Origin of the sequence: Roseateles sp. (assembly GCF_047654805.1) — a bacterium.
GTDB lineage: Bacteria > Pseudomonadota > Gammaproteobacteria > Burkholderiales > Burkholderiaceae_C > Pelomonas.
Genome location: NZ_JASGIV010000001.1, coordinates 4,527,570 through 4,550,183 on the forward strand (window position 1 = coordinate 4,527,570; position 22,614 = coordinate 4,550,183).

A 22,614-nucleotide genomic window follows, 5' to 3' on the forward strand; every position below is an offset into this window, starting at 1 on the left:
CGACGGACATGAATCCCGACACCCGCAACAAGCTGATGGGCGTCAGCACCGCGACGCTGTGCACCGCCCTGTTCAAGCGCGGCCTGAAGAACCAGTTCATCCAGGACGTGCGCCCGCTCAACCCCGGACTGCCCAACATGGTGGGTCCGGCCTACACGCTGCGCTACATCCCGGCGCGCGAGGACCTGAACGACATCGGCGTGTTCAAGGACCGAGCCCATCCGCAACGCAAGGCCGTGGAGGAGTGCCCCAAGGGCGCGGTGCTCGTCATCGACAGCCGCAAGGATGCGCGCGCCGCGTCGGCCGGCGGCATCCTGGTCGCGCGGCTGATGGTGCGCGGCGTGGCCGGCGTCGTCACCGACGGCGGCTTCCGCGACAGCCCCGACATCGCCAAGTACTCCTTCCCTGCCTACCACTGCCGCCCCAGCGCCCCCACGAACCTGACGCTGCACCAGGCCATCGCCATCAACGAGCCCATCGGCTGCGGCGACGCGCCGGTCTTCCCGGGCGACATCGTCGTTGGCGATGCCGAGGGCGTCATCGTCATCCCGGCGCACCTGGCCGACGAGATCGCGAACGAGGCCGTCGAGATGACCGTCTTCGAGGACTACGTGCAGGAGCGGGTGATGGGCGGCCGCAGCGTGCTGGGCCTCTATCCGCCGACCGACCCCGACGTGGCCGCCGATTTCACGGCCTGGCGCCAGCTCAAGGGGCGCTGAGCGGCTTCCCGCAGCGCCAGTCGAGCACCTCGACCGGGAAGGCCTCGGCCATCACGCGATAGCCCGCCAGCGACGGATGCAGTCCGTCGTTGTCGACGTCGGCGCGCAGGTAGGCCGGCCGGGCCGGGTCGCGCATCAGTGTGTCGAAGTCCACCAGCGCATCGAAGCGGCCGGGCTCGCGCAGCCATGCATTGAGTGCCTGGCGATCGGCCTCGTTCTCGGCCTGAGGGGCGTAGTAGCCGCTGCCCGAGTAGGGCATGACGGTGGAGCCGATCAGGCAGACGCCGCGTGCGCGGGCGCGCGCCGCGAGGTCGGCGAAGCCGGCCTTCAGCTCGACGAGCAGCTGCGCGCGCGACTCAGCGGTCGTCGCGCGGCCGCGGTGGCTGACACCGAGGTCGTTGACGCCGATCAGCACGACCGCGTGCGTTACACCCGTACGCGCCAGCACGTCACGCTCGAAGCGTGACACGAGGCTGGGGCCCAGGCCGTCACGCAGTAACCGGCCGCCACCGATGCCGGTGTTGACGACCGCGGCTCCCCTCCCCTGTGCCAACAGGCGGCGCGACAGCACGTCGGTCCAGCGCTGGTAGCTGCCCGAAGGCACGCCATAGCCGTCGGTGATGGAGTCGCCCGTCGCGACCAGCACCGGCAAGGGCGCAGCCGCACGCACGTCGACGGCCTCCAGATGCCACCAGCCCTCCTGGCCCACGGCCTTCGACCAGTCCGCCGCGTCGGCGTGGTTGCCCGCCATGGCCCAGCTGCGGATGCGCGAGCCCGGATGCACGCTGGCCTGGGCCGGCCCGGCCTGCAAATGCATCTGCACGGCCATGTCGGCAAGCGCCGGCAGCGCCAGCGCGACAGGATCGCTCCAGGCCTCGGCATGGGCCGGCACCGTCACCTCGCGCCGGCCGGCAAAGCGCAACGGCACCAGCGTGGCAGTCGCCAGCTCCGGCTGCGGATCAAGCGTCGCGACACGCGCGACGCTGGCAGCACCGACGACCAGCGGTTCGTCACCGAACAGGTTGCTGACGCGCACTCGCAAAGCCTGGCCCGCGACGGCGACGCGCACGACCTGACGCAGGCTCACATCCCGCATGGGCTGCCGCCACGCCGCCGGCAGCGGCTGGGCCCCGGCATTCGGGGCCGGCGTCGGCTGCGCCAGCATGGCGCCGCTCCAGGCTGCCGCCCAATCGGCCTGCGAGCCTGGCGGCACCGAGGCGCAGCCCGCCAGCAACAGGACTGCCGCCATCAACCAGCCACCGCGACGCGGGCCGCCCCTCTCCATGCATGCACTCATCGCGTCGCGATCCGTCCGTGGCGAATCGCAAAATGATAGCGCAACCAAATTGTCGCCGACAATAGCGGCGTCACCCTTCCAGGCCGCGCCGTCCCGGGCGCAGCAGCACCCCGGGCGGCACCTATGCTGGCGGGTACATCGTGCCCGGCACGGACCGCCCCTCTGCATAAGGGAGCCAACGGCTCCCGCAGTCCTCGAAAGTCAACACGTGTTCAAGAACTACATCTCCGGCGACTGGCTGGACGGCGCCGCCGCCTCCCGCAACATCAACCCGTCCGACACCCGCGACGTCATCGGCGAATACGCGCAGGCCGATGCCGCCCAGGCCGAGCTGGCCATCGCGGCCGCCACGGCCGCCTTCCCCGCCTGGAGCCTGTCCACGCCCCAGCAGCGCTTTGACATCCTCGACGCCGTCGGCACCGAGATCCTGGCCCGCCGCGCCGAACTCGGCGACCTCCTCGCCCGCGAGGAGGGCAAGACCCTGCCCGAGGCCATCGGCGAGGTCCAGCGCGCCGGCAACATCTTCAAGTTCTTCGCCGGCGAGGCGCTGCGACCCGGCGGCGAGAGCCTGCCTTCGGTGCGCCCCGGCGTCGGCGTGGAAGTGACCCGCGAGGCCCTCGGCGTCGTGGGCCTGATCACGCCCTGGAACTTCCCCATCGCGATCCCCGCCTGGAAGATCGCGCCCGCCCTGGCCTGGGGCAACTGCGTGGTCTTCAAGCCCGCCGACCTGGTGCCCGGCTCCGCCTGGGCCCTGGCCGAGATCCTCTCCCGCTCGGGCCTGCCCGCCGGCGTGTTCAACCTCGTCATGGGCCGCGGCTCGGTGGTCGGCGAGAAGCTGCTGAACGACCCGCGCGTGGCCGCCATCAGCTTCACCGGCTCGGTCGCCACCGGCCAGAAGGTGGCCGCCGCCTGCATCGGGCGTCCTCAAGGCGGCATGGCCAAGTTCCAGCTCGAGATGGGCGGCAAGAACCCGATGGTGGTGCTCGACGACGCCGACCTGGGCCTGGCGGTGAATGCCGCCGTCAACAGCGGCTTCTTCTCCACCGGCCAGCGCTGCACGGCGTCCAGCCGCCTCATCGTCACCGACGGCATCCACGACCGCTTCATCGCCGCCATGCTCGAGAGGATGAAGGCCCTCAAGGTCGATGACGCCCGCAAGGCCGGCACCGACATCGGCCCCGTCGTCGACGCCAGCCAGCTCGGCCAGGACGTGGACTACATCGGCATCGCCAAGGCCGACGGCGGCCGGCTGGCCCAGGGCGGCGAGCGCATCGAGAAGAACGCCGACGGCGCGCCGGGCTTCTACCTGACGCCGGCCCTCATCACCGACACGACCCCCGAGATGCGCATCAACCGCGAGGAGGTCTTCGGGCCGGTCGTCAGCGTCATCCGCGCGCGCGACTACGAGCACGCCCTGCAACTCTCCAACGACACCCCCTTCGGCCTGGCCGCCGGCATCGCGACGACCTCGCTGAAGCACGCCACCCACTTCAAGCGCCACTCCCAGGCCGGCATGGTGATGGTGAACCTGCCCACGGCCGGCGTGGACTATCACGTGCCCTTCGGCGGCCGCAAGGGCAGCAGCTACGGCCCCCGCGAGCAGGGCCGCAACGCCGCCGAGTTCTACACCACCATCAAGACGGCCTACACCCAGGCGTGAACGTGCTCATTGCACGATGACCGACCTGGCGAGGTGCGGCTTGTCGACGCACGACCTCCCGCCACGGGAATGCGACAGGCCGTGTGATGGGCCGCATGATGGGCCGTACGACAGGCCGGCAGGTACAGCTATCACGCAGCCGCCTACCTTGCCGCCCGCGCGGCGGCGAGGGCCTGGTCAATGTAGCCCTTCAGGCCGGGGCTGATGCCAGTCGCGCGCTGCACCTGATCGCTGGTATCGAGGAGCGCGCGTGTTTTCTGAGTGACCTCGCGGGAGGCTGGCGCTAGCGCGCCGAGTGCCAGCCACTGCCTCGCCAGCGCCCGCACTTGCGCATCTTGTGGGTCCGCCTTCTTTGCCTGAGCTGCGCCGAAGCCTTCCAGCAGGCTGCGGACTGTACGTCGCATCTCCTGCTGATCCTCCGGCGTGAGCGAGTCGCGAATGGCGACGAGCTCCTTGAGTTCATCGGACGTGTAGTGTTGCTGTAGGGACTGCATGACGGTCATGAGGTCAAGTAGTTCGGAAGGAAGGCTCGATTCGTCGTTGGTCGAAGAGATCGAAAGCAAGCGCTCGATCTTTGACAGCAGGCTTTGAAGCTGCACGATGTCCGCGCGGGTTCTCGCAGCCTGCTTGGCCAGGAGCTCTCCCAGCGACGGGCCAGTGGGCTCAAGGTAAACGGCGATGTCCTTGAGACTGACCCCCATCTGCCTGCAAGCCAGAATTCGGTGCAGAACGAGTACATCGCTCTTCGAGTAGCGTCGGTACCCGGAAGCTGACCGAGCTGCAGGTACCAGGAGGCCTTGCTTCTCGTAGTGATGCAGCGTGCGAACAGTGACGCCGCTGAGCCTGGCCAACTGGCCGATCGTGTAGTCCATTCTTCAATGTTGCACCCTGACGCCGCGTCAGGGTCAAGGCGTTGGCGCGCGTCAGAGTTCATGCTGCTAGGCTGCGCGCGATCGCTTCCACCCCAGCTCCCAGCACCGCTTGAATGACACACCATGAGCGCATTGCACGATTCGCGCAACTCTCGACTGCGCTGGCCCTGCACAGCAACCAGCAGCTGACTCAACTGGTGGATGAAGCCGAGCAACTGGCGTCGGGCATCGGCGGCACCACGCTGACCTTTACGCTCGCCGGACACCAGGTGTTCGCCAAACGCCTGCGGTTGACCGATTTGGAGCTGCATCCTGCACACCAGATGTCGACGGCAAATCTCTTCGGGCTTCCGACGTATTGCCAGCGCAACGTTGGGTCAGCGGGTTTCGGTGCCTGGCGCGAGTTGGCTGCCAACGTCATGACGACGAGCTGGGTGTTAGCCGAGCAGCTGGAGAGCTTTCCCCTGATGTACCACTGGCGGGTGCTGGATGGCCCATCTTCACCAGGTGCCGCACCGCGCCCTGTCGAATGTACCGACGTTGAGCACATGACCAGCTATTGGGGTGGCGCCGACGCCATGCGAGCTCGCCTCGTTGCGCTCGCCGATGCCAAGTTCAGCCTCATGATCTTCTTGGAGCACGTGCCGTGGACACTCAACGCGTGGCTGGAGCGCCAGCTTGACGCGCCGCCGGGGCCGATGGCGTCGGCCCTGGAGATGGTCGAACGCGGCCTGACCATCGACATTCCCATGATGAATTCGTTGGGCTTGCTCCACGGTGATGCCCACTTCGGGAACATCTTGACTGACGGGCAGCGGCTGTACTTTGCCGACCTCGGCCTAGCCACATCCGCGCGCTTCGCGCTTTCTCTGGACGAACGGAGCTACCTGCACCACAACGCGAGCCTGGATCGCGGCTACGCACTGGCCAAATGGGTCAATGGGTTGGTCAAAGCATTCGCGCCAGCGGTAGATGACGTTCCCGGTCGTTTCGAATTGGTTCGGGCCGCCGCACAGGGTCAAGCCATGCATGAACTTGTCCCCGGCATGCCTACCAGCGTGGCTGAGATCGTTCACCGCCATGCGCCGGTCGCTACGCGCATCAATGACTTCTACGTCAAGCTGCACAGTGAAGACAGGCGCGCCCCCTATCCACGCGACGCTATCGAAGCATTGCTTTCGGGGACGGCGTCGGCGTCCTAGCAGATGACCCGAGCTGCAGGTGACGTGGTCGTTCCGTGCCCTGCGGCTTGAGCTCATCTCGGATCAGGGGACCGAGACGCCCTCTGATCAAGGAGGCACGGTGAGCCACAGCCCTGTAGATTCCGAGTCGGCAAACCGAAGCTTGCCCGCACCGTCGATCCACCGGCCGAGGCTTGTGACTCCCTCATTGCGAGAAATCTCCGACGGACTCTATTTGTCGGAGTCAGAGTCATGACTCCAACAAATAAAGTCCGTCGGGCTCGCCACTCTTAAGTTGTTGATTTTTCGACATCCGTGTTCACCTCGAAAGTCCGTCGGAGATTCTGATTCGAACGGCCGCCGTTGCACGTCTACAAATAATGTCCGTCGGACATCCCTGAGGAGGCCAGATCGCTACGCACGCGAATCGCAGCCGACCGATGTGATGTTGCGACCGGCGGCTCGGCAGCGGGTGCGGTCTTCCGTTTTACAGAACTTGACGCTCGAAAGCTGTCGTTCAACGTTTGACATGAGAGGCGCTGACCGGCTTGCCGGGCAAGCGTCCTCTCGATTGATGGGATGGACTCCCCCGTTTGCTTGCCGCGCAAGATCGCGGCACTGGTTTCCATGGGCGTGGTGATCAGTTTCACAAACACGAGGAGTCCGACATGCATGCTACGACCGTGGCCGTGGACCTGGCCAAGAGTGTTTTTCAGATCGCCGTCGCCGATGAGCACTGGCGCGTTGTCGAGACGCAGCGCCTGACGCGCTCGCAGTTCGAGCGCTGGTTCCTCCACCGCGAGGTTGGCCTGGTCGTCATGGAGGCCTGCGGCTCGGCCCACCAATGGGCGCGCTGGCTGAACTCGCTGGGTATCGAGGTACGCCTGCTGCCCGCCCAGTACGTGCGCGCCTACGTGCGGCGCAACAAGACCGACGCCACTGATGCCGCTGGCGGTTGGCGCCTCCGACCTGCGCCCGGTGCGCGTGAAGTCGGTGGAGCAGCAGGCGCTGCAGGGCTGCACCGCATCCGCTCGCGGTGGATTGGCACGCGCACCTCGCGCATCAATGCACTGCGTGGCTTCTGCCGCGAGTTCGGGCTGGCGATCCCGCAGGGCGCCCGCATGGGGCTGGAGGTGCTGGGCCGCGTGCTGGCCGATCCGAACACGGCCATGCCCGGCCTGATCCGCGACAGCGCCAAGCTGCTGCTCGAAGAGGTGCGTCTGCTGGAGGCGCGCATCGCGCAGGTCGAGCGCGAGCTTGCCAACGCCGCGCGTCACAGCCCGGCCTGCACGCAGCTGCTGAGCGTGCCCGGCATCGGGCTGTTGACGGTCACGGCGATGGTGGCGGTCACCTCGGGCGACGTGACGCACTTCAAGGACGCGCGGCACTTCGCGAGTTGGTTCGGCCTGACGCCGCGCGAGCGGAGGCGTTGTGTCCTGGAAAGTTGAAAGACAGAGAGGTCCCTCGCGTGAATGAGTAGCAAGCGACAGCGACTGTCAGCGTCTAGCCCGTGTTGCCATCGCCACCGGCGCATGGTTCGCCAGGCGCCAGCTGTCGTCGAACCAGCGATCTTCGTAGAAGCCGGCGATGACGAAACCGGCCGAGAGCTGTCCTCCGATCTGCGCGTCCAACGAGTGGCCATACTCCAGCATGTCGCCGCGCTGCACCTTGTTCTGCAACTGCGCTGCCGTGAGCTGTGAGACATCGGCATACGGCAACGAGTACTTCACCACCAACTCGCCGCTTGCATCGGCGGCGTCGTGGTCGAACAGGAAGACCATGGGGTTCATGAAGCCAGCGAGCAGCTCACCGCCCGGGCGCAGAACGCGATGACACTCGCGCCAGACCGGTTCAATATCGGGCACGAAAACGTTCGAGGCCGGATGAAATACGAGGTCGAACGACGCATCGCGCAATGTGCTCAAGTCCGCCATGTCGCCCTGGAGGCACTGCAAAGCAAGGCCTTCACGCTCGGCGACTTGGTGATCCTTGGCGAGTTGCTCGTCCGATAGGTCGAAGCTCACTACTCGCGCGCCTGCGGCCGCCAAGATGGGAGCCTGCTGCCCACCGCCTGAAGCGAGACACAGCACGTCACGGTTGCGGAGATCGCCGAACCAATTGCGCGGCACCTGCAGCTTTGGTGTTAGCACTACTTGCCAGTCGCCTGCACGAGCGCGGGCGATCGTGGCCGCATCAACAGGCTCCGACCAGACACAGCCGCTTGTGGAAGCGCGGTCCCATGCGCGGCGGTTGTGGCTCAGATGGTCCATGGGTAGTCATCCTCCAGTGCGTGAGTCAGGCCCAACGGTCCGTCAGCGGTGGTCCGATCGGGAGGTCAAAGTGGTTTCATTGTAGGAGTGGCATCCACCAACTGCGACTTTGCTGCTTCGCTATTTCGCTGCATTCATCGCTCTTGTGTCCTGCCACCAATTGGCACTCGAATTTGCCCGGCTCGTCTGTCACTTCGTCCTCACGTTCAGATCTAAGCCACACGTTTCCCAAATTGACCATCTCACTTCTCTGCCAGCCGAGACAGGCCTGACGTTGGTGGGCAAGATCGCAGGAGGAGCAGCAGGCGCCAGTGGCTGCCGGCGATTCGTCTTGTCATGAACAGTGGGAGATCTGCGATGTTGTGGTGGTTTGTCGTCAAAGCTCCGAAGTGGGGGCGACGCATGCGAAGCAAGCCTCGGCGCTGCTAGCGGGAGCCGCTGCGTGCCGTCGGCGGTGGCGTTTGGCCCGTTTGTTCTGGATGTTGCGCAGGTCAGCTTGAGCCGCGATGGCGAGCGGGTCGCGCTGAGCGGGCGACCGTTCTCCGTTCTCGCTCTGCTGGTTTCTCGGGCTGGAACCGTGGTCGACAAAGGCACGCTGCTGGACGAGGTTTGGGGCCATCGGCACGTGGGCGAGGCCGTGCTGAAGGTGGCGGTCAACGTCGCGCGCGCGGCCCTGGGCGACGACGCCAAGGCACCTCACTTCATTGAAACCGTACCGCGCTGTGGCTATCGCTTCTTGGCCGAAGTTACCGAGTTCACGGCGTCGCCGGTCGCCGGCAACCTTCCGCGCACGCCGGCGTTGGTAGGGCGCGAGGCCGACGCAGCGTGCTTGCACGCGCTGCTGGACGCGAATCGGCTCGTCACGCTGCGCGGGCTGGGAGGCGTAGGCAAGACTCAGCTCGCACTGGCGGTGGCCGCCGGCCGGCGCGAGCGCGACGGCGCGTGGTTGGTGAGGCTGGATGCCGGCCGAGCTGGCGAAAACATGGCGACGTGCATTGCCCGTGCTATTCGCCTGGGGCCTGATGCCGGTACATCGCAGCAACACCTGTGTCGAGCGCTGGAATCTCGACACCAACTGCTGGTGCTGGACAACGCTGAGCACCGGCTCAACGAGTTGGCGGCCCTGGTGCCGGACCTGTTGCGACACTGTCCGGGGCTGCGGCTACTGGTCACCAGCCAATCGCCGCTACGCGTCAGCGGCGAATGCGTGTTACCGCTGGCACCGCTGGCGCTACCGCAGCAGGTGGCCGATCCGGCGCCACTGCCGCAAAGCTACGCCGCGGCGCGCCTGTTCTGCGAGCGAGTGCGGCAATGTTGTCCAGGCTACCAACCGGCGGCTGCCGAACATGGCGACATTGCAGCCATCTGCCGCGCGTTGGACGGCGTGCCGCTGGCCATAGAGTTGGCGGCAGCGCGCGTGCCGCTGTTGGGCATGGCCGAGATACGACGGCGGCTGGATCAGCGCTTCTCGCTGCTGACCAGGGGCGCCCGGGATGTCGCTGCCCGCCAGCGCTCCTTGTCTGCGGCGCTGGACTGGACCTACGGTTTGCTCGAAGCGCGTGAGCAAAGCGCGTTGCATGTGCTCGCGCGCCTTCCAAGTGCCTTCACACTGGAGGCGGCCGAGCGCGCGTTGGCGGGAGAGCCAGCTCACCTGGACTTGATCGAAGCGCTGTGCGAATGGTCGCTGGTGGTCGTCGAGCCCACTGATGACGTGCTGCGGCTGCGCTTGTTCGACAGCGTCCGCCACTACGTGCTGGGACGGATCGAGGGCAACGGGCCCGCAAAGCCTGGTCGAGAAACGACGGTGACATCGGCACCGTACATACAGAGTGCATGACGCTGTCGCCACCTGCCACCAACCCCATAGCGCCGCGACAGAGAGGCAGACTCACGCTTCCTGCCCCCGGATCGGGGAGGCAAAGACGTAGCGCGGGTACCGTGCCCTTGCCGCCGTACAGGCGGACAGGTCGATTTTCACGGTGACGAAGGGCTCGTGAGCCGACGTGCGCACGAGTTCGCGGCCATCGGGATCGATGAGCCAACCAACGCCGCCGCAGCGCCCATCCGGGTGCCAGCGGTTTGACGACGCGCTGTACGCTCCTGTTCGTGTCGCCACAGCCTGGGCAAGACCGACCCAGCGTTCGGTGCTGGCGGCGCCGGTAGCCCGAGGAGTGAGCACCGCATGCACCATGTGCGACGGATAGCGACAAACGCTGTCGAGTGCCCACAGTTCGGTGCATACGTTGAGCCCGAAGCGCAGGTCGCCTGCGCAAAACGGTGGGAACCGCCTCGGTCCAGGTTGGAACCAGTTGGCCTCCCAGCTACCTTCTTCATTTGGCAGGTAGGCTTTGCTTCTCAGTCGCCGCAAGCCAGTGGCGGCCGACCAAGCAAAGCCCTGATTGAATCGTTGGCCGGACACAGTGGCTGGACCGGCGCCGACGACCCAACTGCAAGCCAGTTGCGGCAATGCGGCGATCAGCGCCTGAAAGCGCTGCAGCGCGGTTTGCCACAGCGCAGCATTCGCGACAGGCTGCTCCCAGACAGCAGGCAGGAACGCGAACTCGGGAAGCAGCAGTAAATCGGGCCGAGCGGCGCGCAGGTGCTCGCACAAATCGCGCCAGACCGCACCGCCAGGAGAAGCCTCATCGGGAATCTCGCAGACGGTAATGCGCATGGGGATGGAAGTGGCGGTTGTCGGAGTACGGGGATTCGGGGTGGCGTGCCGTCACGCGCACTACGGCGAGCCAATGTTGGATCGCGTCGCGCCGGCGAGCATGGCGCAGCTGACGTGTTCGTACAGCGCCACCCAGGCCGAGCGAAGCTCCGGCGTGAAAGCACCACCGAAGCTGGCCGCCAGTGTGTCCAACAACGCGCCGCCGACGACAGGGTAGTGGGCTGCTCTGACGCCATAGCCCAGATGGCGCTGCCCCAGTTCGCCCAGCACCGTGTCCAATTGCTCCGGGCTGTCCAGCAGTTGCACGGCCTGGGCAATCATCTCCATCAGCCGCCGCGCCTGCGTGGACATGTCCGAGCGGAACAGCGCAGCAACCGTCGGGTCGCGCTCGAACAGCTTGTCGTAGAACAGCGCGCCGATCTGTGGGCAGATCGGCTCGACCGCAGCGAAGCTGCCACGCACCTGTGCGATTTGTTGGGGAGTCATGCCGTCTGCAGGCCCGGCGGGTGTGCGCGACCGGTATCGGTGGGCCGGCGCCGCATTCGCCACAGGAGGGCGCCCAGACCTGTGGCAACGAGCGCCAGCCCACCGGGCTCGGGCACGGCAGCTGGTGGTAGGGCGCTGCACCCGGCGACGCACGACAACGACTCCAGCCGGCCCATCAGCGCGCCCGCGCCGCTGTCCCAGCGCATGTCCGACCAACCGAAATCGGCCATGGTGTAGCCACCGTCGCGCAGAGGCAGCGCATCGCCGCCCAGCACGCTGGCGGTGAAGTCGTAGAGCGTCAGGCTTATGCCCTGCTCGGCGTCCAGGGCCAACAGACCCCACTGGTCGGTACCGGCCAGCGCGTGGCTGACCAGCACCGTAAAGCTGTCGCTGATGACCAGTGTGTCGCCGCTATCGAACACCAGACTCATGCCCCAAGGGGGGCCGATGTGAGCATAGGCGCCGGAACTGCCGTCAGCTATAGGGTCCTGCGTATCGCTGTCGAAGGTGAAGCTGCCGGAGAAGTTCTGGTAGCCGCGCCCGGCCTCGTCATAGTCCACGACGCCGGAAAAGCCGTACACCACGGGCGCAGCCGATACCGGTGGCGCCAGCGCACACCCTACGACTGCAAGTTGGGTCAGAGCCCGCCGGACAGTGTGGAAAGACGTCGGGCGCATCAGCAGGCGACGCCGTTGCAGCGGTTGGTGCCCAGGCTGCCTGCGCCCATGAAGGGGCCTTGGGTGTTGCCGCTGAGGACCGACGTACCGACGCCGCTGTGGCTGTCGCTTCTGACGCCAGCACCGGCGTTGCCGCGGCTGACGCTGCCGCTGACCACGCTACCGGCAGAAAGCGTGAAGCCGTCATCCCCGTTGCCATTGGATGTACTGCCGGTCACAACGCTGCCGATGGCGTAGATGCCGACGCCACCGTTGTACGAGGTAACGCTGTTCACGATGACCGAGCCGAGGCCGGCCCTGAGCCCGGAGCGGGCGTTGCGCGCTGCGGTGACGTTCTCGATGCGCGAATACGCGCCCAGTCCGATGCCGCTGTCGAAGAAACCGCGCACGGTGCCGTTTCTCACGACGGCACCTTCACTCTCGCCGACGCCGGGGGCGATGTTCGTGATGCCGCGGCCGAGGCCGCTGCTGGCAGAGCAGTTGACGGCGCTGACGCTGCCGCCGGTGCAACTGATGGGCCCGCTGATCGTGTAGCCATTCAGGTCGAGCGTGATGCCATCGGCCGCCAGTTCGATGGCGTTGGTGTTGAGCGTGCCAACCACCAAGTTGCCGGTCAGCTTGTAGCTGCCCGGAAGGCTGAGCCGGATGGGGAAGCCCGGCGCATCGCCGGGCGTGATGCTGCCCGCGAGCGCGCGGTTCTGATCAATGACGGTCTGGCCATTGGCGAGGCCACAGGCCAGCGCGAGCGCCAGGCCCACGTGGAGAGGGAGGAAGTTCATGGTGCGGTGAATCTGTGGGGGTTTTCGATGGCGCGAGACACGTCTGGATCTCGTGCTGCAGATCGGCAGTCTGCGCGGATCGCTCGGCGAAGTCGTCAAGGCACGGTTAGAGCTTGGTAAGAACTCGGCCGTACCGGCTCCCAGGCGCGAGGTCATGAGAAGATCGTCAGGCCGAGCCTCCCGAAACGCGTTCGGCTCCCGTAACTTTGTATGGAATCACAACAGGTCCAAATCACCACCGCCGGATTGCCTGACGACGATCGTGACGACATCGTCCGTGAGTTCTATGGCCGCATCGTCCAGCGCCTGGAGATTGAGCCGGTCGAACAAGCCCCGGTGCATATAGAGGCTCGGGCCTTCGTGCTGCCGGGGGTGTCCGTAGCAACCGGCGCCGTCAGTGCAATGACCGGACAGCGCACCGCCGCGATGCGATCGGATGGCAATTCGGATGTGTTCCTGTCCTTCGCGCGTCACGGCGTACTGGTACGCGAAGCCGGTGCACCCGAGGTCCAGGTCGCACCGGGTGACGTGATCCTGACCTCACTAGACCGGCCGGTCAGCTTCGTTATGCCCCGGCTGCGCAACGACCTGCTGACACTGCAGTTGTCGCGGCAGGCGCTGGCACCACTGCTGTCGGGCCTGGACGACCGACTCGTGGGCTCGTTGCCGGGGCATTTGCCGGCGCTCCAACTACTGCAAAGCTATGCGTCGAGCCTGTTTCTGCTGCCGGCATTGCCGGTGGGTGTGAGCGATGCTGTGGGGCGGCACCTGGTGGAACTGGCGGCACTGGGGCTGGGGGCGGGCAGCGAGGCGCAGCAACAGGCTGATCGCGGCGGCGTGCGCGCCGCGCGTTTGGCGCAGGCCAAGGCGCAGGCACTGGCACATCTGGACTCTGCCGGGTTGTCAGCGGGGTTCATCGCCGCGCGGCTGGGCGTGTCCTCGCGCTACCTGCACATGCTGTTCGAGAACGAGGGCTACACGTTCTCCACGTTCGTACTTCATCAGCGCCTGGCACGGGCGCGGGCGCTGCTGCTCGATCCGCGGCAAGGTCGGCGCCGCATCCTGGACATTGCGCTCGATGTAGGGTTCGGCGACATCCGAACCTTCAACCGCGCCTACCGCAAGCACTACGGCATGACGCCGTCAGAGCAGCGATCAGTCAGCGGCGCGTAGCGCTGGCCCTGTCATCAGCCCGGGGCCACGCACTTCAGCAGGCAGGTCGCCGAGGCGGTGGCGAGGAGTCGGCCGCTGCTGTCGCGCAGTCGCCCTTCGGCCGTGCCCAGTGAGCGCGAGACGTGTATTGCCTCGGCTTCAGCCACGAGTTCATCGCCCTGAGGCACGGGACGCAACATCTTGACGTTCAGGTCCACGGTGCCATAGCTGACGCCGGCGTCCAGCATCGTGTGCACGGCGCAGGCAGTTGCCGAGTCCAGAATGGTCGCGGCAAAGCCGCCATGTACGCCGCCCAGCGGATTCAGATGTCGTCCGTCGGCACGGGCGCGGATGGTGACGCGCCCCTTTTCGGCGGTCATTCCCGTCATGCCCATGGTTTCGGACATCGATGCGCGAGGCAGCTTGCCGTCGATGGCGGCCTGCAGAAGCTCAAGGCCGGATAGAGCAGTTGGGTTCAACGGAGAGCCTCTTCATTCAAGTCGGGTTGTGAAGGTAACCACTGTAGTGACTGGGAAACGTACCGTCTGGTCAGTTGACGAACTGGCGTAAGCCATTGCGGGAAGCGCCAGCGCATAAAGATGGCCGAAGTAGAGACTTGACAAGCACTGGGCCTGCCTTGGTGGACCGTCGCTCTTTCAAGCGGCAAGTCTGAAGACGGGAACGTCATCCGGCAATCGCCGCGTCTAGCTCTTGAGACTCTCGACGGCCGCAGTGGTCTTCTCGACGAGCGCGGCGTTCTGCTGCGTCAGCTGATCGAGCTGGCCCACCGCCACGTTCATCAGGCTGATGCTGCCGGACTGCGCGCCGGAGTAATCTCGTCGATGGTCGAAGACACTCGATAGCACACAAGGCTAGGCATGGTGGTCGTGCTAGGCGTTGCTTGATCGCGCGCCACAGGCCGCGCCACGAAGAGGTCGTCTCGCTACGCGCAGCGTCCGCCAATACCGATCACCACGCGGTGGTCTTTGACCATCTGACGGATCGCCAGACGGGTGAACTTCCCTTTCTAAGTAGATGCACTTCCCTTTACGCCGAGACGTGCCGCACCCTGGAAGACTAGTATTTGATCTGACTTCATCAAAGAAAGCATGAATCGCTCCGGCAATCGCGGAGGTCAATTCGTTTGATTCGCGCTGAGACGGAGTGCCCCTATGGAACTCCGCCATTTGCGTTGTTTCCTTGCCGTCGCCGAAGAACTCCATTTCGCCCGCGCCGCCGAGCTCCTGCACATCGAGCCGTCGCCGCTGTCACGCACCATCAAGGAACTGGAACTGGAACAGGGCTTGGGCGAGCAGTTGTTCATCCGCACCAGCCGCAGCACGTTACTGACGCGAGCAGCCGAAGAGGTCGAATGGGTAGTTCATGTCCACGAGACCCGGGTCCGTCGCAAATGCAGTGCTCGCTGGAACGCGAGCCTGCAAACATGCACGCTGCCCTTCCCCATGGTGCCTTGCCATAGCGGCAGTCCCCTTTCGTCTCCCACCCACCAGAATCAACGTGAACGCTCCATCTGATCCTATCGCGCAGCCCGGCGCGGGTTGTTCCACTCGTCGTCATTGGCTTGTCGCGGCCACATCAACTTCAGCGGCTTTGCTGAGCAGCCCGAGGACCGCCGCTGCAGCCTCAGGCAAGCAACCCAAAGTGCTGCTTGTCTGTACGAATGTCGACAAGGTCGGCCCCCATGTCAGCGGCACCTATGTGATGGAGATCGTGCTGCCATTCCGGTACTTCGCGTCCCAAGGCGTCGCCATGGACGTTGCCACGCCGCGCGGTGGTAAGGCGGCCATCTATCACGCGGGCAAGCCGTCCAGCGAGAGCCTGGGAACGCAGAGCAGTGCGGCCTACATCGAGGCGACCCAGCACACCTTGTCTGCTGCACAGATTGATCCCACGGCGTACGATGGCATCTACTTTCCGGGCGGCCACGGTCAGTTCTGGGATGTCGTGCAGGACACGCGCATCGCCGCCGTCACGGCGGCCATCCATGAACGTCGCGGGGTGGTCGGCTCCGCTGGGCATGGCACAGCCAGCCTCGTCAACGTCCGACTGTCCAATGGGGACCACCTTGTCGCGCGCAAACGCATGACGTGCTTCCCGACATGGGCGGAGAAGGCCTGGATGAATCTATCGGACTTCGGCCGACTACTTCCTTTCGACATGGAAGACGTGCTGCGCGAGCGCCAGGCTGATCTCGTGGTCTGTACTAGGGACTCAGCGAATGACCCCACCTTGACGCTCGTGAGCGACCCGCAGCATCGCTTGGTCACTGGTAGCTTTGCGCGCGGATCGCTATGGGTCGCAGAGGAAATGTTGCGGCTGATCCGCCGCTAGTGCCCCCGAGTACCGCCAGTTGATGCGCAAAGGACAGGAGGTCACGCAACGTGAACGCCTATTGGTTGCGCGCTATCCGCCTCTTGCAGGGCTGGCCACGCTGGTTGGAAGCGCCTGGAATGCTGGCATCAAAAACAGCGGTCGGTAGATCTCATCGCGCGTTTCCGTAGATGCCCAGGCGGGATTGAGTTGGGTGAATGCAGTCAATGCCCGCAGCGCCAACTCCTTGTCGTCCATGGCCATGCTGAGCCGCGCAATGCGACGCAAGACCCGGTCCCAATCCCCGGCGAGTCGCATCGCCTCCGCGACAGCCGCTCGAGCTTCAGGGAATTTGCCCCTTCGCTGTTGACGCTCAGCCAACAACACGGCGTCATGGGCTCGGCGTAGATTCAGGAGCCGGCGCAGTGCTAGCACTGGGTCTGAGGCGGCGTCAACGCGCAAGTCCACGTCATTCCATTCCCCTTCAGGCGTTCGCACCAGCAGCGCCGCAGACATCGTGCCGATCTTCTGACCTCCTGCGTTCTGGCCAGCTTCGAGAGCGGCCATCAGGCGCTCGGCTAGCGCTCCGCGCACACGCAGAAACGTCTCTCGCATCGCGGCGGTGACTTCTTCTCCTACCAAACCATTGCCCTGCACGCTCAGGCCGGGCCCGCTGGTCGAGCCGGCCCAGATTGAGGCGCCTGCTTGCCGGCCCGTGAAGGCTGCACCATCGCCACTGGTGCCAACAACGGCTATCTGGCGCCAGTGCTGGTCCTGGCCATCGAAATTGCCGTCCTCAGACAGCAGGACGTCGATGGTGGCGGAGGCGGTTCGACCCGCCGCAAGTAGCGCCAAGCCTCGCAGCCCATGCCGTGGATGGGTCTCGAACTGGGATGCGATGGCGCCCACGCGGGCCTGCGCATGAATGACGGTGGCTCCCACGGCGAGGTTGTGCGTCGCCACGGCAGCGCCGCAACTGCCCTGCGCGTCGCACGCGACGATCGAGAACGTCGCCGACGCAGGCGCGGCCATCGCCATGAAACCGACCAGCACCGTGACGCCGATCCACATCTTCATTGGAAACTCCCTGACCTACGCGATATTGCATCGCTGATTGGTGCACCGGTCGGGATGCAAGCTGAAAGTCACCCTTGACTGCACCTGGGCTGAATCGCCCTTCTTGCTGGTCGGTCAACCAGTGCTGCGCGGCTGCCCTAGAGAAACGCTGATCAATAGGCTAGCTGATGCAGGGAATCTTGTGGGTCCCCCGATTCTGTTTCTTTCTTGCCGGCGGCGGCACACGCACTTCAAGGCAATCTGGTCCGGCCTACGACTAGATCGGGTGAGCAACCTATCGAGACATCACGTCTAGACAGCCGAGCCGACGGCCGCTCGCAGCCTGAAGCGCCACCCGAGACCGCTCAAGATCTACTCGCCAGCTTGTAAATTCGCTGGCATCTCCCGAACCAGCACTGCACCCTCATGCCCAAAACCTCTCACAAGCCTTTCGTCATCGGTGTCGCGGGGGGCAGCGGGAGCGGCAAATCGACGGTGACGCGCCAGGTGCTGGCCGCAATCGGGCCAGAGAAGGTGGCGGTGGTGATGCAGGACGACTACTACCGAGACCAGTCCCACATGCCGCCAGAGGACCGGCGCAAGCAGAACTACGATCATCCAGATGCATTTGACTGGCCGCTGATGGCACAGCACTTGGCCGCGCTGCGCAAGGGAGAGGCGATCGCGATGCCGGTGTATGACTTCTCGACCGACAACCGCTCCGGCCAGACCATTGCCGTGAAACCCGCGCGGTGATCGTGGTCGAGGGCCTGTTCGCCCTGTACGACACCCCGCTGCGCAACATGATGTCGCTGAAGATCTATGTGGACACGGCCTCGGACGTGCGGTTCATCCGTCGGCTGCAGCGCGACATCTCGGAGCGTGGCCGCAGCACCGAGTCTGTGGTGAACCAGTATCTGGAAACCGTGCGCCCCATGCACAAGCAGTTCATTGAGCCGACCAAGCGCAACGCCGACGTGATCCTGCCGCATGGTGCCAATGGTCCGGCAGTGGACATCACCACCACCAAGGTGAAGAGCTTGTTGCAGGATCACGAGCAGGACTGAGCTCCAGGCGCCCGTCGCTTCTGCGTCCCAGAGGGCGCCGTTTTGGCGCCTTTGCCAACCCAGGGTCCTAGGCCAGTTGAAAATCAGCCTCCGGCGGGGGTGAGCCACCGAAGCCCAGTTCAGACCAGAGCCTTCGAACCAGCCGCTCTGCGCGCTGCCGACCGAAGTGACGGCAGGGTCTTGATCGGTGAGAGGCAGATGCTGAGGGCCCGGTCCACGTCCCTTCTCGGTAGACGGCGACTCTGCGGCGGGTGCGGTCTTTCGCCGTGCCGAACTCGCCGCCCGGAAGCGGCCGTTCAACGTTCGCGGTAAGCGGACCAGCCAGCGAAGCTGGCGCAGGTCCGCTTGACCAAAGGGTTAAAGCGCATTTCCGCCCTCAACGTGAACGCCGATCGCTCGTAGGCGACCAACAACCTGAGCCAAGGCTCCAGGATGCGAACGGAAACGGGAGAGAAAGCGGGTTCGCCACTGCAGCCAATTCTCTTGAACGGCGCTCAAAGCAGTTGCAGAAGCCCCAGGGTCATCGTCAAACCCAAACTCGAAGCCGCAACTACACATTTCGAAGGACGACGCACCGTCGTCAAGGTACGGCGCTTGCTTCAATTCGACGCTGCCGCAGACAGGGCATGCCCAATCGCCGGACTCGGCTTGGTACATGGAGGCACGGGTTCCGTCTCGGAGGACTACGGTTTGGGCACGCATGCGCTTTAACGAATGAAAGGGACTTCCCCGTCCCGAACTAGCCGCGTTGCGGCAAACGGCAACCAGGTGCCACGATGGGAGGTGCGGTTTCTCATCAACTCATTCGGAAGGGGAAGTCATGGCCATTCTGTGCGTGGGTATCGATATCGCCAAGAACGTGTTTGCCCTGCATGGGGTCAACGAGGCAGGCAAGGCCGAGTTGATCCGCCCAGCCGTGCCACGCGACAAGCTGCATGAACTCATCGCCAGCCTGCCGCCCTGCATGATCGGCATGGAGGCCTGCTCCGGCGCGCACCACTGGGCGCGCCTGTTTCGGGCCTCAGGCCACACCGTGCGCTTGATCGCCCCGAAGTTCGTCACGCCCTACCGCATGACGGGCAAGCGCGGCAAGAACGACGCGGCCGACGCCGCCGCCATCTGCGAGGCCGTCCAGCGCCCGCACATGCGCTTCGTGCCCATCAAAGACGTCGAGCAGCAGTCGCGCCTGATGGTGCACCGCGCCCGCCAGGGGTTTGTCGAGCAGCGCACCGCCACGCTCAACCGCATCCGCGGCCTGCTCAGCGAGTTCGGTGTCGTGCTGCCGCTCAAGGCCGCCACCGTGCGCCGACGGGCCTGCGAGTGCTTGGAAGACTTGCCCGGCTACGCCAACACCGTCATCGGCGACCTGCTCAGCGAGGTCACCCGACTGGAGGAGCGCATCGCGCAGTACGACGCCCACATCCAGGCCGTGGCCAAGGACGATGAGCGCGCCCGGCGGCTGATGCAGCTGGGCGGCGTAGGCCCGACCACCGCCACCTGTCTCTTGGCCATGATCGGCAACGGGCACGACTTCGATTGCGGTCGTCAGTTCGCAGCCTGGCTGGGCCTGACGCCAGGCCAGTACAGCTCCGGCGGCAAGACCCGGCTCGGGCGCATCACCAAGGCCGGCGACGCGTACCTGCGCAGCCTGCTGGTGCTGGGCGCCAAGGCGCTGCTCGCGGCGGCCAAGAACAAGACCGACGCCATCAGCCGCTGGGCCGTGGCCCTGGCCGAGAGACGCGGCTACTGGCGCGCCGTGGTCGCCATCGCGGCCAAGAACGCGCGCATGGCTTGGGCGGTGTGACCTGGTCAGGCTTCTCGTCCATCATGATGGACGACCCCGTGACGCATTTTGATGACCTGAACACGTACGCGTTGCTGGACTTGATCTCGGGGCTCCAGAGCTCATCGGAAGGCGACCGACAGTTCGTGATCTCTACGTGCGACGAGAAGCTTCTGCAGTTAGCACGTCAGAAGTTCCGTCACATGGGCGCCTCAGCGAAGTTCTACAGGTTTTCTGCGCTAGGCGCCGAAGGGCCTCTAGTCAACGAGATTCCGAGCTAGGGTCTTGGTCGCAGCACGCGGGATCGCCGGATGCTCGCAGCGCTGGGGCCAAGGGCACGGTAGTTGAGACATAGGTGGTCGCTATGTCCAACAGCCGGCAGACTCACAGGTGCGCGCAAACAGGCCACTGACAGCTCCTCCGCTGCTTGTGTTTTATGCCGTCGGCGGATGGGCTCCGTTTCAAGAATTTGTTGAAAAATTCAAGAATTCGTTAGGAAGAACCTCCAGCGCCGCCACGTGAGGCGTCTGCCCGGCGGACCCCGACTCTCGCAATGCGGAATATGCCCGACGGACTCTATTTAAGTCCGACGGACATTATTTGTTGGAGTCACTATCTGCACGGAACAACAGGTTCACTCCACGGTGACCGACTTGGCCAGGTTGCGCGGCTTGTCGACGTCCGTCCCCCGCGCGCAGGCCGTGTGATAGGCCAGCAGCTGCAGCGGCACCACGTGCAGGATCGGTGACAGCGCGCCATAGTGCTCCGGCATACGGATGACATGCAGGCCGGCCTCGCTCTCGATGGCCGTGTCGCCGTCGGCGAAGACGTAGAGTTGGCCGCCACGCGCGCGCACTTCCTGCATGTTGCTCTTGAGCTTCTCCAGCAGCGCGTCATTGGGCGCCACGGTCACCACCGGCATCTCGGCCGTCACCAGCGCCAGCGGGCCATGCTTGAGCTCACCCGCCGGGTAGGCCTCGGCGTGGATGTAGCTGATCTCCTTCAGCTTGAGCGCGCCTTCCAGCGCGATCGGGTAATGCAGCCCGCGCCCCAGGAAGAGCGCGTTCTCCTTGCGCGCGAACTCCTCGCTCCAGGCGATGACCTGGGGCTCCAGCGCCAGCACGGCCTGCACGGCGACGGGCAGGTGGCGCAGCGCCTTCAGGTGAGCGGCCTCGTCGGTCTCGCTGAGCTGGCCGCGCGTCTGCGCCAGGGCCAGCGTCAGCAGGAAAAGTCCGACGAGCTGGGTGGTGAATGCCTTGGTGGAGGCCACGCCGATCTCGGCACCGGCACGGGTGATGTAGGCCAGCTCGCACTCACGCACCATGGCGCTGGTGGACACGTTGCAGATGGTCAGCGTGTGCTTCATGCCCAGAGAACGGGCGTGCTTGAGAGCAGCGATGGTGTCCGCCGTCTCGCCGCTCTGGCTGATGGTCACGACCAGCGTGCGCGGATTGGGGACGCTGTCGCGATAGCGGTATTCGCTGGCGATCTCGACGCTGGTCGGGATCTTGGCGATGCTCTCGAGCCAGTACTTGGCCGTCGAGCCGGAGTAGTAGCTTGTGCCACAGGCCAGGATGAGGACGTTGTCGATCTCCTTGAAGACGCGGTAGGCGCCGTCGCCGAACAGCTCCGGGCTGATGCCGGCCACCGCGTCCAGCGTGTTGGCGATGGCCACCGGCTGCTCGAAAATCTCCTTTTGCATGTAGTGGCGATAGGGGCCCAGCTCGGCCGCGCCGCTGTGGGCGTGAACGGTCTTGACCTCGCGCTGCACGGCACCATAGCGGCCGGTGGTCGTGTCCTGGCGACTGATCCGGTAGCGGCCCAACTGCAGGTCGACGACGTCGCCCTCCTCCAGATAGACGATCTGGTCGGTCACACCGGCCAGCGCCATGGCGTCGGAAGCGACGAAGTTCTCGCCCTCGCCGACACCCAGCACCAGTGGCGAGCCCTCTCGCGCGGCCACGACGCGATGCGGCTCGTCACGGCAGAACACCGCCACCGCGTAGGCGCCCTTCAGGCGCGGCAGGGCCTGCTGCACGGCATCCAGAAGATCGCCGTCGTAGAGGTGGTCGATCAGGTGGGCGATGACCTCGGTGTCGGTCTGGCTGGCGAAGACGTAGCCGCGCGCCTTCAGCTCTGCGCGCAGTTCGTCGTGGTTCTCGATGATGCCGTTGTGAACCAGTGCGATGCGGCCGATGCTGTCGGCGCCTGCATTCGGGCCGGCCGAGAAGTGCGGATGGGCGTTGTGCACCGCCGGCGCGCCATGGGTGGCCCAGCGGGTGTGGGCGATGCCGGTGCCGGCGGAGATGCCGTCCTGATCGGCCTGCGACTGCAGCTCCGCCACGCGCGAGGTGCTGCGGGCGCGTCGCAGGCCGCCGTCCTGGTGCACGGCCACTCCGCAGGAGTCATAGCCGCGGTACTCGAGGCGCTTCAGGCCTTCGACGAGGATGGGAACGATGTTGCGCTGACTGACCGCGCCGACGATGCCGCACATGGATGCTCTCCGTTGAGGGGTGGCGCATCCTAGGCAAGCCAGCATGGCATATGCGTGCAAATTTCATGTCATCGTGATGGAAAATTTCCCCCATCATTCGAGTTGAAATTTGCTTT

The 22,614-nt window shown here is 65.3% G+C and carries 18 protein-coding genes and 2 pseudogenes; 10 read left to right on the forward strand and 10 right to left on the reverse strand.

Annotated features, from left to right (window positions below; genetic code table 11):
* Window positions 1-8 precede the first annotated feature (8 nt).
* A complete protein-coding gene (locus QM732_RS20350) occupies window positions 9-719 on the forward strand; it encodes a ribonuclease activity regulator RraA (RefSeq protein ID WP_415657916.1) in 711 nt (236 codons plus the stop codon).
* Here the strand turns inward: QM732_RS20350 and QM732_RS20355 are convergent.
* On the reverse strand, window positions 706-1,968 hold the full coding sequence (locus QM732_RS20355; protein ID WP_415657917.1) for a GDSL-type esterase/lipase family protein: 1,263 nt from the start codon (window positions 1,966-1,968) through the stop codon (window positions 706-708). The two genes, QM732_RS20350 and QM732_RS20355, sit on opposite strands and share 14 nt — an antisense overlap.
* Before the next feature lie 256 nt (window positions 1,969-2,224).
* Here QM732_RS20355 and QM732_RS20360 point away from each other — a divergent pair, with 256 nt between their 5' ends.
* Complete coding sequence (locus tag QM732_RS20360; protein ID WP_415657918.1) at window positions 2,225-3,676, forward strand: aldehyde dehydrogenase family protein; 1,452 nt, start codon at window positions 2,225-2,227, stop codon at window positions 3,674-3,676.
* Window positions 3,677-3,819: 143 nt separating this feature from the next.
* Here the strand turns inward: QM732_RS20360 and QM732_RS20365 are convergent, their stop codons facing one another.
* Window positions 3,820-4,548, reverse strand: a complete 729-nt coding sequence (locus tag QM732_RS20365) for a MerR family transcriptional regulator (protein ID WP_415657919.1) — start codon at window positions 4,546-4,548, stop codon at window positions 3,820-3,822.
* 113 nt (window positions 4,549-4,661) lie between these two features.
* Here QM732_RS20365 and QM732_RS20370 point away from each other — a divergent pair, with 113 nt between their 5' ends.
* Window positions 4,662-5,750: a hypothetical protein gene (locus tag QM732_RS20370; RefSeq protein ID WP_415657920.1), complete on the forward strand. Its 1,089-nt coding sequence runs from the start codon at window positions 4,662-4,664 to the stop codon at window positions 5,748-5,750.
* Window positions 5,751-6,397: 647 nt separating this feature from the next.
* Window positions 6,398-7,177 (forward strand): IS110 family transposase, encoded by a 780-nt coding sequence (locus tag QM732_RS20375; RefSeq protein ID WP_415657921.1) that lies wholly within the window; start codon window positions 6,398-6,400, stop codon window positions 7,175-7,177.
* A gap of 48 nt (window positions 7,178-7,225) precedes the next feature.
* Here QM732_RS20375 and QM732_RS20380 read toward each other — a convergent pair whose 3' ends face one another.
* Entirely contained in the window at window positions 7,226-7,999 is a 774-nt protein-coding gene (locus tag QM732_RS20380; protein WP_415657922.1) for a class I SAM-dependent methyltransferase, read from the reverse strand.
* A gap of 454 nt (window positions 8,000-8,453) precedes the next feature.
* Here QM732_RS20380 and QM732_RS20385 point away from each other — a divergent pair, with 454 nt between their 5' ends.
* Window positions 8,454-9,836 carry an ATP-binding protein gene (locus QM732_RS20385; RefSeq protein WP_415659422.1) on the forward strand — a complete coding sequence of 461 codons (1,383 nt, stop codon included), beginning with the start codon at window positions 8,454-8,456 and terminating at the stop codon, window positions 9,834-9,836.
* A 51-nt stretch (window positions 9,837-9,887) separates the two neighbouring features.
* Here the strand turns inward: QM732_RS20385 and QM732_RS20390 are convergent, their stop codons facing one another.
* From QM732_RS20390 to QM732_RS20405, 4 genes are all read right to left on the reverse strand, one after another.
* Window positions 9,888-10,673: a carbon-nitrogen hydrolase family protein gene (locus QM732_RS20390; RefSeq protein WP_415657923.1), complete on the reverse strand. Its 786-nt coding sequence runs from the start codon at window positions 10,671-10,673 to the stop codon at window positions 9,888-9,890.
* Between the two features lie 60 nt (window positions 10,674-10,733).
* Window positions 10,734-11,159, reverse strand: coding sequence for a globin family protein (locus QM732_RS20395; protein ID WP_415657924.1), 426 nt, complete (start codon window positions 11,157-11,159; stop codon window positions 10,734-10,736).
* Window positions 11,156-11,740, reverse strand: a complete 585-nt coding sequence (locus QM732_RS20400; protein WP_415657925.1) for a PEP-CTERM sorting domain-containing protein — start codon at window positions 11,738-11,740, stop codon at window positions 11,156-11,158. Before QM732_RS20400 ends, QM732_RS20395 begins: the two co-directional genes overlap by 4 nt.
* Before the next feature lie 95 nt (window positions 11,741-11,835).
* On the reverse strand, window positions 11,836-12,615 hold the full coding sequence (locus tag QM732_RS20405; RefSeq protein ID WP_415657926.1) for a hypothetical protein: 780 nt from the start codon (window positions 12,613-12,615) through the stop codon (window positions 11,836-11,838).
* A gap of 246 nt (window positions 12,616-12,861) precedes the next feature.
* On the opposite strand from QM732_RS20405, the gene QM732_RS20410 reads away from it, so the two are divergent.
* The gene (locus QM732_RS20410) at window positions 12,862-13,788 is read left to right on the forward strand and encodes a helix-turn-helix domain-containing protein (RefSeq protein WP_415657927.1); all 927 of its coding nucleotides are present in this window, start codon (window positions 12,862-12,864) and stop codon (window positions 13,786-13,788) included.
* 14 nt (window positions 13,789-13,802) lie between these two features.
* Here the strand turns inward: QM732_RS20410 and QM732_RS20415 are convergent, their stop codons facing one another.
* A complete protein-coding gene (locus QM732_RS20415; protein ID WP_415657928.1) occupies window positions 13,803-14,246 on the reverse strand; it encodes a PaaI family thioesterase in 444 nt (147 codons plus the stop codon).
* Window positions 14,247-14,939: 693 nt separating this feature from the next.
* Between QM732_RS20415 and QM732_RS20420 the strand changes: the two are divergent.
* Window positions 14,940-15,131 (forward strand): annotated as a pseudogene (locus QM732_RS20420) (LysR family transcriptional regulator); the annotation flags it as partial.
* Window positions 15,132-15,429: 298 nt separating this feature from the next.
* The gene (locus tag QM732_RS20425) at window positions 15,430-16,119 is read left to right on the forward strand and encodes a DJ-1/PfpI family protein (RefSeq protein WP_415657929.1); all 690 of its coding nucleotides are present in this window, start codon (window positions 15,430-15,432) and stop codon (window positions 16,117-16,119) included.
* Window positions 16,120-16,191: 72 nt separating this feature from the next.
* Here the strand turns inward: QM732_RS20425 and QM732_RS20430 are convergent, their stop codons facing one another.
* Window positions 16,192-17,175: a DUF1028 domain-containing protein gene (locus tag QM732_RS20430; protein ID WP_415657930.1), complete on the reverse strand. Its 984-nt coding sequence runs from the start codon at window positions 17,173-17,175 to the stop codon at window positions 16,192-16,194.
* Window positions 17,176-17,580: 405 nt separating this feature from the next.
* Here QM732_RS20430 and udk point away from each other — a divergent pair.
* Both udk and QM732_RS20440 read left to right on the forward strand, forming a co-directional pair.
* Window positions 17,581-18,221, forward strand: a pseudogene (gene udk, locus QM732_RS20435) (uridine kinase).
* A gap of 820 nt (window positions 18,222-19,041) precedes the next feature.
* Complete coding sequence (locus tag QM732_RS20440) at window positions 19,042-20,025, forward strand: IS110 family transposase (RefSeq protein ID WP_415657931.1); 984 nt, start codon at window positions 19,042-19,044, stop codon at window positions 20,023-20,025.
* A 613-nt stretch (window positions 20,026-20,638) separates the two neighbouring features.
* Here QM732_RS20440 and glmS read toward each other — a convergent pair.
* Window positions 20,639-22,498 carry a glutamine--fructose-6-phosphate transaminase (isomerizing) gene (glmS, locus tag QM732_RS20445; RefSeq protein WP_415657932.1) on the reverse strand — a complete coding sequence of 620 codons (1,860 nt, stop codon included), beginning with the start codon at window positions 22,496-22,498 and terminating at the stop codon, window positions 20,639-20,641.
* Window positions 22,499-22,614: the final 116 nt, after the last annotated feature.

Bases quoted from the DNA above. Each gene is read 5' to 3' on its own strand.
- QM732_RS20350 (WP_415657916.1), top strand. From the start codon at position 9: ATGAATCCCGACACCCGCAACAAGCTGATGGGCGTCAGCACCGCGACG.
- QM732_RS20355 (WP_415657917.1), bottom strand. From the start codon at position 1,968: ATGGCGGCAGTCCTGTTGCTGGCGGGCTGCGCCTCGGTGCCGCCAGGC.
- QM732_RS20365 (WP_415657919.1), bottom strand. From the start codon at position 4,548: ATGGACTACACGATCGGCCAGTTGGCCAGGCTCAGCGGCGTCACTGTT.
- QM732_RS20370 (WP_415657920.1), top strand. From the start codon at position 4,662: ATGACACACCATGAGCGCATTGCACGATTCGCGCAACTCTCGACTGCG.
- QM732_RS20375 (WP_415657921.1), top strand. From the start codon at position 6,398: ATGCATGCTACGACCGTGGCCGTGGACCTGGCCAAGAGTGTTTTTCAG.
- QM732_RS20380 (WP_415657922.1), bottom strand. From the start codon at position 7,999: ATGGACCATCTGAGCCACAACCGCCGCGCATGGGACCGCGCTTCCACA.
- QM732_RS20390 (WP_415657923.1), bottom strand. From the start codon at position 10,673: ATGCGCATTACCGTCTGCGAGATTCCCGATGAGGCTTCTCCTGGCGGT.
- QM732_RS20395 (WP_415657924.1), bottom strand. From the start codon at position 11,159: ATGACTCCCCAACAAATCGCACAGGTGCGTGGCAGCTTCGCTGCGGTC.
- QM732_RS20405 (WP_415657926.1), bottom strand. From the start codon at position 12,615: ATGAACTTCCTCCCTCTCCACGTGGGCCTGGCGCTCGCGCTGGCCTGT.
- QM732_RS20430 (WP_415657930.1), bottom strand. From the start codon at position 17,175: ATGAAGATGTGGATCGGCGTCACGGTGCTGGTCGGTTTCATGGCGATG.
- QM732_RS20440 (WP_415657931.1), top strand. From the start codon at position 19,042: ATGGCCATTCTGTGCGTGGGTATCGATATCGCCAAGAACGTGTTTGCC.
- glmS (WP_415657932.1), bottom strand. From the start codon at position 22,498: ATGTGCGGCATCGTCGGCGCGGTCAGTCAGCGCAACATCGTTCCCATC.